The following is a 14,087-nucleotide window of genomic DNA, read 5'->3' on the forward strand; positions in this document are numbered from 1 at the left end:
GATTTCTCCGAAATATTAGATTGTTACCGATGTTCAGCTTGGCATATCAAAAGGAAACAATATGTTGTTGTATCGCGATTTAAAAGAGGACTATCAATTTACCGTGGAAGAAGCGGATATTTTACACAAGCTGCAACCGCGCATGGGAGCCCTCGCCGAAAAGTTTATCAGTGAATTTTATGACTACATCTGGGGATTTGGCAAAACTGCGCAATTCTTAAAAAACAAAGATATCATTTCGCACCATCGAGTAAAAATTAAGCAGTGGTTTCTTAATCTATTTTGCGGCGACTACGACCTCACTTATTTCACCAATCTGTATAAAATAGGCGAAATCCATGTGAAGATTGGTTTACCTACCCACTATGTCAACTCGGCATTCACCTTCACCAGGACTTTTATAATTAAAAATTCTGTCGACGAAAAAGTTGACAAAAAAAAGCGCATTGCCGAACTGGCTGCTATAGAAAAAATAATCGACATGAACCTCGATGTACTAACCAGCTCCTACCGCGAAGAGGAGCTAGGTAAGTTTTTATCACTCTCTGGTTTTGAAAAAACAATTCTAATCGGGTTAAAAAAGTTCAACTCCTATATAAATCTATTTTTGGCCATAGCTCTGGCATTTGTGGCAATTTTTTCTATCAGCCTATTTGGTTACGATATCTACCTCCTTTTCTATTCGGATATAGGGGTAGAAAAAGGAATTCTAACTATTCTCGGCAGTTTGCTGGTTTTATGGGCAGCGATAGAGTTGATCCATGAAGAAATAAAACACCTGCAGGGAAAAATTTTCGACATCGGCACCTTTATTATGCTGGCCATGGCCGCGCTTATTCGCAAAGTACTGATATACTCTTTATCTGCTGAAAAATCTCATGAGCTCATTATTATTGGCGGCGTAATCGTTGCGCTCGCCGCTGCTTACTGGCTCATCGGCAGACAGGACAAAAAAAACATGCACTAAATTTGCCAGCACGATGGTCTAACTGAATAAAAAGACCCATTAACTTACGTAGCGAAAGGATAGTAATGGAAGCTAAGATTGAACAGTATATCCAGGCCATGATTTGCGACCAGGCACCAGATGCTATTTTGTTTGCAGACCGTGCCGGAAATATCCAGTTATGGAATCGCGGGGCGGAGATGATTTTTGGCTACACCAAAGAGGAGGCCATCGGCAAACAACTTGACCTGATCATCCCGGAGAAACTTCGTCAACGACACAACGACGGCTATATCAGAGTCATCTCAGAGGGGATAAGCAAGTACTGCGATGACCTCCTTTCGGTTCCAGCCTTACCCAAGGATGGACACGCGTTATTCAGCGATTTTTCAATCATTATGATTAAAGATAATAACGGCGTGATGCAAGGTGTCGCCGCCATCATGAGAGATTCGAGCGAGCAAAAAAACAAAGAAAAAGAGCTGAAGAATCAGATCAAACAACTCAAAGCTCAACCAGAATAGTTTTAGTTTATTGCCAAAAATATCGGCATCAGAAAACTGGTGACATGATGCAAACTTAACAAATTTTCTCAGTCGTCAAACACCTAAATGTGAAAGGAGGTGCAGCGGATCGAAATAGCCCCCGTTACAACACCGAAATTGCAAAAGGTAGCAACTTTGTACTGAAAGGAGGTGTTTGCATGAAAAGATGGATGAAAGCCGTACTGCTGGTGGCAACCGGGGTTATTCTTGGTGTGCCCCTTATGAGTATGGGTTATTACACCATGGTACGCACATCCACCCCGCAATTCTGCGCCATGTGTCACGAAATACGACCTGCCTACCGGGACTGGCAAACCTCCAGTCATGGGTTTAACACTCAGGGCGTTGTAGCGGATTGCATGGACTGTCACCTTCCAGCACCGCATGACACTTTCGATTTTTTCTATGCTAAGGCCTATCATGGAGTCAAGGATGTTGTCGCGCATCTGTTTCTTGATGAATATGATCGCGAAAAAAATCGTCACCATGCTTGGGCAGACATCAGCAATGATCAATGCATGAAATGCCATCGAAACCTGCTCTATATGCCTGATAAGCGTGGTGCCATGATGGCTCATAGAACTGTCGTCTATGCCCGAGAAGGTTACGAAAAATTGTGTACCGACTGTCACAGATATTTAGTGCATAAACCCAAATCCAGCTATTCCTATAGTCAAAAATTGTAACAACACAGCGTGATGCCATTCTAGGGAGAAAGGAACTGCCATGAAAACGTCAATAACTGTTGTTGTCTCTGTAATTCTCGGTTTGGTTCTGGCAGGAACAACATTTGCTGCTAACCAAGTTAAACTCAAAGATTTTCGCCTGGAACGCAGCATGTCCAAACAAGCACAAGCTTGTCTGGAATGCCATAAACAGGAGCATCCGGGCATTTTCTCGGACTGGGCGGAGAGCCGCCATGCAAGCGCTAACATTACCTGTCTTGATTGCCACTTAGCCGATGAGACAGACTCGGATATCAGCCAGACCCATTTTAAGCAATATCAACGCAATGACACCCCGTGGGGCCGTTCTGAATACCGCGTGCCCATCGCTGAAGTCGTCACCCCAAAAGACTGTTCTCGCTGTCATCCCGACGAAGTCAAAGAGTACAGCGTCAGCAAACATGCCAATACGATTGAAATCATGTGGAAGGTCGATCCGTGGCTGAACAAGGGAATGAACTCCGATATCGAACGCCAGGCAGGGTGCTATTACTGCCACGGCACGATTCTGGAGATGGATGACCAAGGGCGGCTTTCATCAGAAACCTGGCCGAATGTCGGAGTGGGACGCATCAACCTTGACGGCAGCAAGGGAAGCTGCACAAGTTGCCATACGCGCCATCGTTTTTCTGTAGCTGAAGCTCGCAAGCCAGAGGCTTGCGGACAATGCCATTTAGGTCCGGATCATCCACAGATTGAAATCTTTACCGAATCCAAGCACGGTGATATCTATGCCGCCTTTGGTGACGATTACAATTGGGATGCCGCACCAGGGACCTGGACACCAGGCATTGATTATCGAGGACCCACGTGCGCATCTTGTCACATGAGTGGTTCCGGGAATCAAATGACAACCCACGATGTCACAGAACGGTTAAGCTGGGAGTTGCAGGCACCGCTCACGGTCCGCCCAGAGGATTTCAAACCATTCCCAGCCAAGAGCAACTGGGTTACCGAGCGCAACAAGATGAAAGACGTGTGTAAACAATGCCACGCCAAAAACTGGGTTGAAGACCATTACACCAAAACCGATGCCGTGATCAACGAGTACAACGAAGTGTATTACAAACCGGCAAAAGCCATGCTTGATGATCTTTACAGCAAAGGTCTTCTCGATAAGAGTAAATTTTTCGATGAGCATCTTGAGGTCGAATTCTACGAGCTGTGGCACCACGAAGGTCGTCGAGCACGCATGGGGACGGCAATGATGGCACCAGATTATGCTTGGTGGCATGGTTTCTATGAGTGCAAACACCGGTATAATGGGTTTATGCAAGAAGCTCGACACCTGATTGAGACAGGAGAAAAAGCATATATCTTTAAAGACTTCCCCAATGCCACTGGGGACACAACCCGACCACCGGTTCTATTTGGCAAACCATAATCCCAATCAGGGTTCTGACTGAACAGCCCCCCTGTCTCGTATGCGACAGGGGGGCGTTATCAGAACTGGACGATGCGTAAAAACAGAGACACTGAGATTCCCATATATACTGGGCTTGTAAAATCCTTTGTGTAAATGGTCACAGTCGGGATTTAGCCAAGAAACTAAGGCGCAAAAGAATTGGATTCTGATAACGGGGCCCGCAGAAACGGTGAGTGAAAAGGTTGCCCCTAGGTTGGTTTTCGGGCCGGATTGACGTTAGATTGACTCTTGGGCATGACCCCATTTTTCAATAAAAACCTTAGAACTGCAGATAGTTGCACCGAACCACCCTAAATCAAGCGAATCACCAGCTAATGGCACGCTGAAACAGAATTTAATCTTTTAATTACAGGCAGTTACCAACCTACCACACCTGGCGGATCAAGTTCCTTTTAATCAGATGGTCGTGGGTTCGATCCCCCCCCGGCTCACCATTTTTATACATAAGTCCCTATCGTCTAGCCTGGCCCAGGACACCGCCCTTTCACGGCGGCGACGGGGGTTCGAATCCCCCTGGGGACGCCAAAGATATAGCCCTGCTGATCACTGATCGGCAGGGCTTTTTACTTGGTCTACACCAAAGAAGTGGGATGCTGGTATTTCACCAAATCATCTCCCACGACAGCCTTCATAAACATGACGAACGTCATTGCAATTTCGACCACAGTCTCTCAGGTACACGCTCGCCCCACCTTTCTGATAACGTCACGCGCATTAAAAAAAAGAAAATCGTCTGAAATTATTTTATCTTTGCTAGAATCAACAAATCTTTTCTTATCGCGAGATCGGACGTAACAAAAAAACAAACTCTGTTTATAGATGCAGGTATAAGCATGTTTATGGGCACGACTATCGTTCTGCTGACATCGTTTCTACTCATCCTTTGCTCCTTGCTGCTGTGGATCATGGCGCAGCAGGCAAAGGAGAAAAACGGACTCAGGGTGCTTTCAATAGCAATACTCCTTACCGCCCTTGGCTTGGGGTTGCAGCAACAACTCCACCTGTCGGAAAACACAACGAGTCTGGCAAGATTCCTCCTGGTAATTCTTTTTTGTGCCGGCGTTATCAAGATCTACCATTCGCGTCGATCGACTCAACGCAATGCAAATCACGACAGCCGCCCTGAACAGTTCTATGCGTTTTTTCAGCATGGTGGTGCGGGCATGTATTCTTATGACACAGCAGGACGTATCCTCAATGCCAACCCCGCATTCTGTTCAATGATTGGTTATTCTGAGCACGAATTGAAAAGCATGACGATCCTCGATGTCACACCGCCTCAGGTGCGTGACGAAACATTAAACCGCTTAGCCCGGTTCCGCGACAAATTGAATGAGCCGTGCAATTTCGAGAAGACCTATCTCTGTAAAGACGGCTCAACCCTTATCGGACACTTTACCGGCAAATGGATTGTCAGTGATAACGATTCCATCTACGCCGTCGCTCTGGTTCAGGATATTACCGAACACAAGAATGCTGACCAAGCGGTGTTAAAAGAGCGGGAATTCCTACAAACAGTCATCGATGGCATCGCGGATCCGATTATGGCAATTTCAACTGATTACCACGTCATCCTGGCTAACCGGGCGGCCAGGGAGAGCCACCCCGAACACGCACTGCAGCCTGGCCCGACCTTATGCTACCAGCTTTCTCACGGGTCAGATACGCCGTGCTCAGACACCAATCAAAAATGTCCCCTTTGCCAAGTTCTCAAAACGGGCAAAGAAGCCCGTGAAATTCACGAGCACTTACGGGCTGGCCATGAGAAAAGGACCTATGAAATTAAAGCATCACCACTGTACAATGAAGACCATTCAATCCGCGGGATCATCGAAACGTCCCGCGATCTTACTGATATTTTAAACTCAGAAGCTGAACTCAATGAAAAAACGCAGCATCTCCAGTTTGTAACGACGCACGACCAGCTTACCCACCTGCCAAATAAAGAATTATTTTTTGATAGGTTAGAGCGGGCAACGTTCAAAACCCACCGCTCACCTTTTTTTACAGCCCTGCTGTTTATTGACCTGGACCGCTTTAAACACATCAACGATTCTCTGGGCCATGAGATTGGCGACCAACTACTTCAGGAAGTTGCCAAACGCCTGAGCACTTCAATTCGTAAGACAGATACTCTCGCCCGCATGGGTGGTGATGAATTTCTGATCATTATTGAGGACATAAAGGAACTCTCTCACGTCAGTACCGTGGCAAAAAACTTTATTGATACCATCCTGCCTTCATTTACAATTGACGGTCACGAATTGTTTATCACCCCCAGTATGGGAATCAGCATTGCCCCAACCGACACCCAACACCCCAAAGAACTGCTGGCCTTTGCCGAAATCGCCATGTATCAGGCCAAAGGGCTGGGAGGCAACAAGTGTCAATTTTATACGGCCGAAATGAACAGCCGCGCAAAAACACGCATCGAGCTGGAGAGCTATTTGCGCAAAGCCGTCAATCAGGACCAGTTTGTCCTCTATTATCAACCGCAATTCGACATTCAATCGGGTGAACTTGTCGGTTGTGAAGCGTTACTGCGCTGGCAACATCCGCAGATGGGCATGATCTCCCCTAACGATTTCATTCCCCTGGCTGAAGAGACTGGAGTAATCATCGAGATTGGTGAATGGGTTTTACAGGAAGCCTGTCTTCAGAATAAGAAATGGCAGGATGCCGGACACAGCCCGATTCGTGTTGCCGTTAACATTTCACCACGCCAATTCAGAGAGCCCGGCTTCCTTGAAATGATCGAGCGTGTTGTTCAGACAACAGGGATCAAACCCGAATGGCTTGAACTTGAAATAACAGAAAGCTTGCTTATGGATGACATTGATTCAGCCATCAACATTCTTAAACAACTTAAAGCGAAAGGGATCCACCTTGCTATCGACGATTTTGGTACAGGCTATTCTTCTTTAAGCTACTTGAAACGCTTTCCACTGTCCCGTTTAAAAATCGACCGGTCCTTTGTTCGCGATATCACAACGGACGACAATGACGCCTCAATTACCAAAGCCGTTATCGCACTGGCCCACAGTATGAATCTCAAGGTCGTCGCTGAGGGGATTGAAACACAAGAGCAGTTACTTTTCCTCAAGGAAAAGGGCTGTGAAGTGGGACAAGGCTACCTGTACAGCCCTCCCGTGGCCAAAGAGCCCTTTGATCATTTTTTCACAGACGGAAGCCCTGACAACCGCGAATGACAAAAGCACCTGAAAAAGAACTCTTCGGCCCGCCCACTATCAGGCTATGCGAGTGCAATTTCTTCCGTCTCTTTTAGCCAGATACAGAGCCTTGTCCGCAAGGTCAATCAACTCCTCTTTTGCCTGATTTTTCTCAGGAATCACACTTGCCACGCCGATACTGACAGTAATCACGTTGGCGGTATCGGAAAACTCATGGATATAATGCAGATCTTCGACATGCTGCCTCATTGTTTCCGCCAGCTGGACAGCTGCCTGCTGTGAGGTTTCCGGCAATAGACAGATAAACTCTTCTCCACCATAACGGGCAACAAAGTCACGCGGCCTCGATACCGTCTGGTTCAACGTGATGGCAACTTGATGAAGAGCCTGATCACCCGCAAGGTGGCCATAACGATCATTGTAGATCTTGAACAGATCAATATCGATCATCAACAGTGACAACACGCGCCCTTCGCGCCTTGCGGCACTCCACTCCGTTTCGTAGTAGGTATTGAATTTCCGCCGATTGTAAATCCCGGTCAACACATCTTTTTCACTCAACTCTTTCAGGGCTCTCTGAGCCTTCTTACGTTCTTGTATCTCTAATGACAACGTTTCATTTAACGCTTGAAGAGCTGAGGTCCTTTTTGCAACCTTGAGTTCAAGACTCTCCTGAAGAGAACGGACCTGTTTCAGAAAAAAACCCGTCCCACCAAACAGGCTCATCAGTGTCAAAATAAAGACACAGAAAAACAGGCCACCGGCATGCATCAATGAGGCACGAAACTCATGATATTCTTTCGTTGTATTGAGCGCCGTAAGCACCTCGCCAATCTTCTCTCCACGGTAATTCTGTATTGGCAGCGGTGCAAACCTCCGATATATCTGACCACTGAACTCAAAACGCTCCAGAGCCTTTGCTTTAAACAACGCTTCTGTAAAGCCGGCGTCTGAGAAGGACTTCCCTTGCCATGCAACCAGCGCCTGTCCTTTAATCTCGCGGACATTTTTATCTTCAAATCGGGCAACATATTTTCGATCAACAAAGATGCCACACTCAGCATTGTAATCATCGGCAAGCATGGTGATCGCCCGCGTTGGCTCGACAACCAGCACGATCATACCCACATAACGCTCTTGATCAAAGACCGGATAGCTGTAGCGATAAGCTAACCCCGCCAGAGATAGAACAAGTCCCGACACAGGTTTTCGACTCTCAAAACCTTCTCTGGCAAACGGAATTGACGCAACATTTTGGCCGATTCTATGTAAATCTTTACTGTGATAAAATATAGTGCCATCACTAAAGACGAAGGTAATACAATAGAAGAAATCATCCTCTTTATGCAGAGTTTCAACTTTCCTCTCTAGTAAATGTACCATCCGCGCTGAATCTTTCCGGATAAAGGCATCAATGACAGCTGGATTGGATTTGACGAAACCGGCTACGCGGCTGGAATAGCGCTGTTCGGTTTCTCTGGCGTTGCGTTCAAAATGATTCTTAAGACTATTGCCGATATAAAAAAGGGTTTCATGTTCCCTTTTTTTATGCTCATTAAAAAACAACAGCGCTGCCGTCACCATCAGAACAATTTCCAACAGCAAAACCATGCTGATTATGCGGCCACGAATGGACATTCAACGCATTCTCCTCATAAAACTAACTTTATTACTTTCTAAGATAACACTCTTGGTGGGTTTTTCATTTTATATAGCGATTATTCTTACAGCCTCGCCATAGCTTCCCATCAGCCCACTCTGTACTATTTCAAAAAAACAAACCCCGCACACATGCGGGGCTTGCGAAGAACTTCCTTAATAAAGAGACGCACGATGAATTCCCTCATGCCATTCAACGTGCAAGCACCAATCAGTCTCATGACTGATTTAGTTCAATTGGTCGCTCATCAATTCTACAAAGGATTGGCATGTCTTTATCAGGCGACCTGAAATTCGTCATCAAACTCAACAACCAGTTCAACATCACCAAAATAGTGCTGCTCTTTGTTTTTATCCTCTTGCCGACTGACACCATCTGCAGCCCACAGCGCCTGTAACTTTTCCGCCAGAGCCTCATTGTGATTCTCTGCCACCAATCTTGCTTGCTGAAATTTCGCCAAAAAAACGGCAGTGTCAGTGAAATATGGTCTCATTTCATTTAAAATTTTCCGATTCAATGTGGCCTCACCATTCTCGGCACCCAAAGGAACGCGCACATAAGGTCCCACCCCAATGGAATCGCTGTAGCAAACTAAACTTTCAACAGGAATGCGTTTAAATTTCTGGCGCATTTCTTCATGCTCTTTTTGTTTCAGGCAACGAAAGTCTGCACGCTGAGCTAGATAATCACGAACCAGAGCCTGCACGGACTCTTTTTCACAGTCGTTGTACTTAGCGATTTCCGTAACCAGCTGTCGCTGCCACTGAGGCTGCGCCCCTTCATAAGCGTACTCAACAAGATCAACACGCATCTGAGTCATCGACTCATTGTTGTTTTTATGCAGATAGAGTTCATTTCGCTGTTCAGGGCTTAACAAGTCAGCAACAATCGGCACTCGTATAATCCCGCTTATGGCAACATCATCCCCACACTCTTTTTCATCGATAATAAATTCAAGAAAAACCGTTCCCTCGTTGGATTGTCCAGATTTCATTTTTTCATCACACTTCAGGCTTCGCCCAAAATCGTCCCTTCCTTGTTTGTTTCACCATTTCACATTTTAATACTTTGCGCTACACATATTAGCTAGTCCAATTATTGCAATTCAATCCTTTTAATATAAAACCATCTCTCACCTTCCCCCCCCCAGATATGATTTTAAATAGACACATCCCATATCTATGGGCAAACCTATTTGCCACTCAGTAACCTCTAAAAATTTAAATACGGAGTCTGGACAATTCCCTGAACAACAGTTAATATATAAAAATTAAATGAGGTAAATTATATGACAGTTTTTTTGACTTCCCATAATTCCGACAAAAAGTTGAGAGTGAAAACAATTGTATACGTTTTGTGCTCTTTGCTTTTGTCATTACAAACTGTATCAGCTCAAACCATCCAAACCGTTACAACTTCCACAACTTTCGACTTTACAGAATTCGGTTCCAAGCCTGACACTTTAATGGAATGTATTCGCAGAGCAACGTTCAATGATTTTGAGAACCAAGAAACTGTTTACAGCTCCTACACACGGCAAAGTGACGCCGGTCAGTTCCATGACTTAACCATCACCCAACCTGTTTATGACTTTTGTGATGAAGAACTTTTTCGCATCCGGTTTCGTCTCGCTGTCGAAGATCAAGAACCGGAAGAAGCGTTGGAAGCGCTTGGCAACATTCTTGAAAAATGGTACCAGATGACGTTTGTTCACGAAGAAACACAATCAACCAGCGAACACTGCATCGCGCATAAGTGGGTTTTTAAATCTTCACAAGATATCGTCGCCGAGGTTTCATGGAAAAGGTATGGTGGCTGCTGGGATATGCCAATCATCAAAGTACAAAAAAGTCAGCTTATCAACAAACTGAACAAAGCCATGAACCCCGACTACATTTCAAAGGCCTATTGATTTAACCACAGGATAAAACAGAATCAGCATCAGACACTCACGGTGTTTTCTATCTCCTCACGCGTGGACACATCGCAGTATCACCCTACCACGTATTCACACCATTCACCGAAAACGCTTAAACATTACTAGCCCTGTTACCGCGACATTGTTATGATACGGGCATGTCTCAAAAACAACATGTCGAAATTTATAGTGATGGCGCCTGTCGTGGCAACCCCGGCCCTGGCGGTTATGGCACCCTGTTACGCTGTGGTAGCCACATTAAGGAACTAAGTGGTTATGAAGCGCAAACCACCAACAACCGCATGGAACTGCTTGGAGCTATTGCAGGATTGGAAGCGTTGAAGAAACCATGCATTGTCACCCTGACGACAGATTCTCAATATGTCTACAAGGGCATGACACAATGGCTCTCAGGCTGGAAAAAAAAAGGCTGGAAGAACTCCCAGAAAAAGGACGTTCTTAACCGCGACCTCTGGGAACGCCTTGAGCGTGCGGCCCAAGACCACGAGGTCACTTGGCAGTGGGTTAAAGGTCATGCCGGCCACGAAGAGAACGAGCGCTGCGATGAACTTGCCCGGACTGCTATAGACTTGGCTGAATAAATGAATTGATCAAGGAGAGAGTATGGACCAGATTGAAACATTTCTATCCGCGAACCATTATGCTGTAGCCGGCGCATCGACGAACCGAGACAAATATGGCAACAAGGTCTTGCGCTGTTATCAACAAAACAACAAACAGGTCACACCGATCAACCCGCGCGCTGAAACGATTGAGGGGTTGCCCTGTGTCTCCAGCGTCGCCGACCTTGACGATAATGTGGAGAGCCTGTCCATTATCACCCCACCTAAGATCACCACAGAGGTGGTAAAATCGGCGATTGTCAAAGGGATTAAAAACATCTGGATGCAACCCGGAGCTGAAAGCGACGAGGCAGTTGCTCTATGCAAGGAAAATGGCATCAATGTCATTGCCGACGGTAGTTGTCTGCTGGTGGTTCTGCATTACCACGAACACTAACCACAGCCAACAGACATTAAACACTAATTTACTAAAAAAGCCCCGGCGCAATGCGCCGGGGCTTTTTTAGTAATCGTGCAACGTGATCTACTTGCTGACTTCAACACTTGTATAGTTTGCCCCGGAAGGCATCACCTGCTGAATATTCAGTTCAGCAAAATGATACGGAGCAAATAAGACACCTTGAGGAACATAGCTGCTGATGCGAGCCTTACCTTGTGCCGAACCCTGTCCCGTCTTAACGGTAACAACAGCCCCGTCAGTAATACCGATTTTATCTGCATCGGCAGTGCTGATTTCAATGTACCCTTCGGGAGCAATTTCCAGAGCTCCGGCAGCGTATGTTGACGTCACACCGGTATGCGCATGCATCTTACCGGAGATCAGGATCAACCCTTTGGCTTCAGCCACATGACCGCAATCTGAGAAAGTCAATGCCGCTGCGGCAGGCGTATAGCCCTTCTTGGTGCAACTACTCTGATAACGGTCGCCAGCCAGGCCAACGACACTAAACAGATCGCAGCTTTCAGCCATTTCAGCGAGAATTTTCTCATTGCACAGGGTTTGAGCACTCCCCGTTGTCGCCTCAAGCAGTTGGGCAAAAATCGCTTTATCACTTTGCGAGCCACCTTTCGGTGCCACGGCCTTGGCCAGAACACCTGCAGTGTGATCACAAGCAATGTAGGTACCGGACTTCTCCGTATAGGCCGCAGCAGGTAGGACAACGCTGGCCATTTCGGTCAACTCTGATGCCAGGATATCCTGAACAACCAGCAATTCAACCTTCTCAAGGGCGGCTTTCCAACGGGCACTGTCCGGATAACTGACCAGAGGATTGGTGCCGGCAACATAAAGCATCTTCACTACGCCAGATTCAATGCCTTCAAGAATTTGCTGAGCATTCATGCCAGCGTCACTGTTAGCAACATAACCCGGCAGATACTCAGGAGTGACACCAGCATCGAGCAGCCCCTGCATATTCGGTTTTTCATCAACCGGATACAGGCCACCGCTTTCACTGCCCAAGGCACCACTGACCATCGCCAAGTTTGCAAGACTCTTGACCGTCTCCTCACAAAGTGCCGATTTGGTAACATCACCGCCAAAAACAATGGCCACATTTTCCGCCGCACCTAAGAGTTCAGAAACTTCAGTGAGCAAAGCAGCGTCAATTCCGCAAGCCTCAGCGACCTTAGCCACATCCACTTTGGCAAGAGCTTTTTTCACATCAGCACTGTTTTTAACATATTGCTTGAGGAACGCTTCATCAGCCTGACCATTCTCAACAATCAGTTTGGCCAGAGCAGCGGCCAGAGCTGCTTCGCTGCCCGGTGCATAGTTCAGAAAGCAATGCGACTCTTTGGCGATGCGCACCTGGCGCATGTTGGCAACCAGCAGCTTGGCGTCGTTCTGACGATACGCCTTTTGGATCAGATAATTAATCTGCGGTTGTTCCGATGTGATGTCGGAACCAAAGACCAGCACAGCATCCGCACCAGCAATTTTCTGAGCTGCAGCACTTGCGCCACGCAGTCCTAAAACTTCAGCCAGCGTATCGGACGCACGCTGCATACCGAACCGCGCTTCACTGTCAATATTGTTACTCTTGAATCCTGTCCGGAACAGCTTCTGGAACAGGTAGTTTTCTTCTACGGTCAGACGAGCCGAAGACAAACCTGCAACAGCGCTTCCACCGAATTCCGCCGCTTTATCAGCAACAGCCTTAAGGGCATCAGCCATAGTGGACTCTTCGCCGTTAACCACCGGCTTGAGCAGTCGCTTCTCCGAGTTGACAAAGCCGTAACCAAAGCTCGAATCGAAGCCGAGCAGACCATTGTTGATCGTGGCATCGTCCTGAGAGGTAATGCGGAACAACTTATCCTGTTTGACATTCAGGTCCACCTGCTCCAGGCTGCCACCGGCATATCCAATGGAAGGAACTTTATCCAGCGTCCAGCTCCGTGCAGAGTGCTTGAAAGGCTTGGAGATCATGGCGCCGACCGGACAGACATCAACAGCATTCCCTTCAATATAGGGATCAATGTCGTTGCCTGGCTTACGACCAATGTAGGCCATGTCACCACGTTCAACCACGGTAAAGTCACCAATGCCGGTTAACTCATAACCGACTTTGACACATTTTTCACACAGAACACAGCGAGAGGGGACATTTTCAATCAACGGCCAATCAGTAATTTTTGCCGCAGCAACGTCTTCTGCAGTGAACGGCTGATCAAGAATGCCGTGCTCATAGCAGATATCCTGCAGGTCACACTCGCCGGCAGCGTCACAAACCGGGCAATCAAGCGGGTGATTGACCAGCATCAACCGGATCATATCTTTGCGCTTATTCACCAGCTCTTCACCGGTCGTTGTTACAACGATACCCTCTGTCGCCACGGTATTACAGGCAGTAACAGAACCCTCAACACCTTCAACATTAACCAGACAAACCCGGCATGCCCCGGTCGTAGATACCTTTTTCAGGTAGCACATCGTTGGGATCTTGATGCCGAGTTTTTCTGCAGCAGAAATGATGGTTTGGCCTTCTTCTACCTGTACCTGTTGACCATCAATTGTGAGGTTGACCATTGACTTTTCACCTTTATGACTCATATGGAAATCCTAACGCTAGTGTCCGTTTTCAGCTCTTGTG

General features: G+C 46.8%; 11 protein-coding genes and 1 tRNA gene. 9 read left to right on the forward strand and 3 right to left on the reverse strand.

The features are described 5' to 3' along the window. Window positions 1-61: 61 nt before the first annotated feature. The 6 genes from DACE_RS01790 (at window position 62) to DACE_RS16920 (ending at window position 6,851) form a co-directional block, all read left to right on the forward strand. Window positions 62-967: a protoglobin domain-containing protein gene (locus DACE_RS01790; protein ID WP_005997858.1), complete on the forward strand. Its 906-nt coding sequence runs from the start codon at window positions 62-64 to the stop codon at window positions 965-967. 65 nt (window positions 968-1,032) lie between these two features. Continuing rightward, window positions 1,033-1,470 carry a PAS domain-containing protein gene (locus DACE_RS01795; RefSeq protein WP_005997859.1) on the forward strand — a complete coding sequence of 146 codons (438 nt, stop codon included), beginning with the start codon at window positions 1,033-1,035 and terminating at the stop codon, window positions 1,468-1,470. Window positions 1,471-1,649: 179 nt separating this feature from the next. Next, complete coding sequence (locus tag DACE_RS01800; RefSeq protein WP_005997860.1) at window positions 1,650-2,177, forward strand: cytochrome c3 family protein; 528 nt, start codon at window positions 1,650-1,652, stop codon at window positions 2,175-2,177. 40 nt (window positions 2,178-2,217) lie between these two features. After that, on the forward strand, window positions 2,218-3,600 hold the full coding sequence (locus tag DACE_RS01805; protein ID WP_005997861.1) for a multiheme c-type cytochrome: 1,383 nt from the start codon (window positions 2,218-2,220) through the stop codon (window positions 3,598-3,600). 489 nt (window positions 3,601-4,089) lie between these two features. After that, window positions 4,090-4,167: transfer RNA gene (locus tag DACE_RS01810), tRNA-Glu, on the forward strand. A 314-nt stretch (window positions 4,168-4,481) separates the two neighbouring features. Further along, on the forward strand, window positions 4,482-6,851 hold the full coding sequence (locus DACE_RS16920) for a sensor domain-containing protein (protein ID WP_162013577.1): 2,370 nt from the start codon (window positions 4,482-4,484) through the stop codon (window positions 6,849-6,851). A 39-nt stretch (window positions 6,852-6,890) separates the two neighbouring features. Here DACE_RS16920 and DACE_RS16925 read toward each other — a convergent pair whose 3' ends face one another. Both DACE_RS16925 and DACE_RS01825 read right to left on the reverse strand, forming a co-directional pair. Then, window positions 6,891-8,471, reverse strand: coding sequence for a sensor domain-containing diguanylate cyclase (locus tag DACE_RS16925; protein WP_005997864.1), 1,581 nt, complete (start codon window positions 8,469-8,471; stop codon window positions 6,891-6,893). A gap of 299 nt (window positions 8,472-8,770) precedes the next feature. Beyond that, window positions 8,771-9,487, reverse strand: coding sequence for a hypothetical protein (locus DACE_RS01825; protein WP_005997865.1), 717 nt, complete (start codon window positions 9,485-9,487; stop codon window positions 8,771-8,773). Between the two features lie 294 nt (window positions 9,488-9,781). Here DACE_RS01825 and DACE_RS01830 point away from each other — a divergent pair, with 294 nt between their 5' ends. The 3 genes from DACE_RS01830 to DACE_RS01840 all read left to right on the forward strand — a co-directional run bounded on the left by DACE_RS01830 (window position 9,782) and on the right by DACE_RS01840 (window position 11,431). Further along, a complete protein-coding gene (locus tag DACE_RS01830) occupies window positions 9,782-10,405 on the forward strand; it encodes a hypothetical protein (RefSeq protein WP_005997866.1) in 624 nt (207 codons plus the stop codon). Between the two features lie 164 nt (window positions 10,406-10,569). Further along, the gene (rnhA, locus tag DACE_RS01835; protein ID WP_005997867.1) at window positions 10,570-11,013 is read left to right on the forward strand and encodes a ribonuclease HI; all 444 of its coding nucleotides are present in this window, start codon (window positions 10,570-10,572) and stop codon (window positions 11,011-11,013) included. A gap of 22 nt (window positions 11,014-11,035) precedes the next feature. Continuing rightward, window positions 11,036-11,431, forward strand: coding sequence for a CoA-binding protein (locus DACE_RS01840; protein ID WP_005997868.1), 396 nt, complete (start codon window positions 11,036-11,038; stop codon window positions 11,429-11,431). A gap of 87 nt (window positions 11,432-11,518) precedes the next feature. Here DACE_RS01840 and DACE_RS01845 read toward each other — a convergent pair whose 3' ends face one another. After that, entirely contained in the window at window positions 11,519-14,047 is a 2,529-nt protein-coding gene (locus DACE_RS01845; protein ID WP_081449908.1) for a molybdopterin-dependent oxidoreductase, read from the reverse strand. Between the last annotated feature and the right edge of the window lie 40 nt (window positions 14,048-14,087).

This window comes from Desulfuromonas acetoxidans DSM 684, from assembly GCF_000167355.1.
Taxonomy (GTDB): Bacteria; Desulfobacterota; Desulfuromonadia; order Desulfuromonadales; family Desulfuromonadaceae; genus Desulfuromonas; species Desulfuromonas acetoxidans.